2 protein-coding genes are annotated in these 2,280 nt (G+C 51.0%); one reads left to right on the top strand and one right to left on the bottom strand.

Annotation, left to right across the window (positions count from 1 at the left end; all coding sequences use genetic code 11):
* The coding region (locus tag CKO28_RS29545; RefSeq protein ID WP_200344465.1) for a helix-turn-helix domain-containing protein at window positions 1-229 on the bottom strand (229 nt) is incomplete at its 3' end.
* Window positions 230-434: 205 nt separating this feature from the next.
* Here CKO28_RS29545 and CKO28_RS27310 point away from each other — a divergent pair.
* Window positions 435-2,204 carry an N-6 DNA methylase gene (locus CKO28_RS27310; RefSeq protein WP_200344639.1) on the top strand — a complete coding sequence of 590 codons (1,770 nt, stop codon included), beginning with the start codon at window positions 435-437 and terminating at the stop codon, window positions 2,202-2,204.
* Window positions 2,205-2,280: the final 76 nt, after the last annotated feature.

The following is a 2,280-nucleotide window of genomic DNA, read 5'->3' as shown; positions in this document are numbered from 1 at the left end:
CATCCCGAGCCAGAGCTTCCCAGCCGTCGCGCTGATACGCCTTGTGCCATCCCCGTATCGTATCGTCGTCCAGATACAGGAACTCCGCGATCTGGGCGCAACTTTTGCCGTCATCCAGCAGCAGAAGGGCATTTGCCCGCCGTGCAACGCCGTGGTCCACGCGATGCCGACGCACGCACGCTTCGAGTTCGCGGCGATCTTCAAAGGAAAGGAAACCGGGGTGTATCATGCTCGCACCTGAATCCCGATTCAACCTCGCGTCAAGCCGGAATTCGGGTCTCCAAAGACTCTGAGTATACCTAGAAAAAACAGCAAGTGAACGTTCCGATGACGAGGCGGATTTTGTTGATCGATTGGTAACACCGGCACTTCTGAGGTCACTTGGTTATGACCAATCTAATGAAGTCTCATATAACCGGCATACCCATCGTCGTTTGCAACCCGACTTCACGGTCTATATTCCCGACTACCCAGCACCAGCTTGTTTTGTCGTAGAAGACAAAAACACCACTGAAACATCGCTCGAAGTTCACCGTGGACAATTGTCTGGATATATGGCGTCCGTACAAGCACCACGCGGGCTACTGATAAACGGCGCCTCCATTCTATCCTACGATAATGTCGGCACCTCACCTACGGCGACGATTAGCCTGTCTCTCAAAAACATCGTACGCATCTGGCGAGGCGAGGATATTCTCTCTGGCAGCCATACCGGATGGGAAGCCCTCCCACCAACCGACAGAGATCAATTGACGGCCTTATATCGCCGTTATAGTCGCCAAGCTTTCGCAGACATTTCAACACTTCGCGACGAGTTGGTCTACACGACCGATAACGAACGGCACACCCTTGACGGTACGACCTGGACCGCCCATCGCACTCGTATCGCTCTCACCGATGCTCATGCTCACCCCGAAAATCTCGTCGAGGCCGTCAAAACACTAATTTCAGAAGTCGAAACGGATGTCTCTGTACAATTTAATGCACATTTATCGGAATACGAACTATATAAACACGCGATGCGTGAAATACCCGGTGTGGGTAATACCAGCCGGAGAATAAACGAATATGACCATGAATTGCAACAACTCATACCCTCCTCGGTACCGGCTCGTGAACGCGAAGTACTTTTGTCTGAATTTCGCCGAGCCTTAGTGGGCGATTTACCTGAAACACACCTTGACGCTGTGCAAGCTAGTATTCGCACATATCACGGCTCCTCGAGCAGTACCCGGCGTGACGAAATTTCACGGTTCTTTGATACGAGCAAAGAATTTGCTGTGCGGTATCGGACGCATTACGAAAAATGTTATACAGAATACGGTGACGCGATTACCGTAAAGAACGCCTTCGATCAATGGCGTGAAAATATGGCGGTTACGATCCGTCCATCTGACGAGGACGAGGCTAAAAGGGAATTCTTTGCCCAAACCGCCTACTTGGTCATCGTTCGAATGCTTCTTATCCGGGTCTTCGAGGATAAGAACCTCGTGCCGCGTTCATTCACTGACGGTGGCACTGCTCTCTGGTTCCTCGACGTCGAGCCCACCTACTTCCGTCAATCCCTTGGTCGCAGTATGGCTCGCCTGATTGAAATTGCGTATGACAATGCTCAGCAGATTTACGGCCATTTTTACGCTGAGCATAAAGTTTTTGATTGGTATTCGCCAGATCGGAATATGGTAATCCGAATTCTTCATAGGCTGGCACAATTTGATCTTTCGAGAATTGACCGTGATATAATTGGTATGGTTTATGGTCAGTACGTTAACGAACAGCACAAACACCAGACCGGCCTATATTATACCCCACCAGAAGTGGTCCATTATATCCTTGATGAACTTGGATACAATGGGCCAGATATCGTCGGAAGCAGATTGCTTGACCCCGCTTCTGGGTCAGGCGCATTTCTCGTAGAGGCCGGACGACGTCTGGTCGAGGCGCACCGCACATATTGGAAAGATGTTGGTTATGCGGATATCCCGGCTGACCGAATTCCCGAAGTCATCGATGATATACGGGACAGTCTTTTTGGGTTGGATGTTAACCCCTTTGCGTGCGCGTTAGCTGAAATGAACCTTTTGATCCAGGTCCTGGATCTCCTCCGTACCGCTTACGAGCACAGGCAAGCGGTACGCATCGAAAGGTTTAACGTAAGCGCCAGCTACACCCCATTCGATCAACGGTTTCCCGGTCCCTGCTGATCGCGGCATAGCTGACCTCTCCAAGTTCAGGAGGCAGCCATGTCGCAGACCCTATTTTCCGCCACGAACGGTACGT

The sequence above is a fragment of the Rhodovibrio sodomensis genome (assembly GCF_016583645.1).
Taxonomy (GTDB): domain Bacteria; phylum Pseudomonadota; class Alphaproteobacteria; order Kiloniellales; family Rhodovibrionaceae; genus Rhodovibrio; species Rhodovibrio sodomensis.
This window is presented reverse-complemented; position numbering and strand designations above follow the sequence as displayed.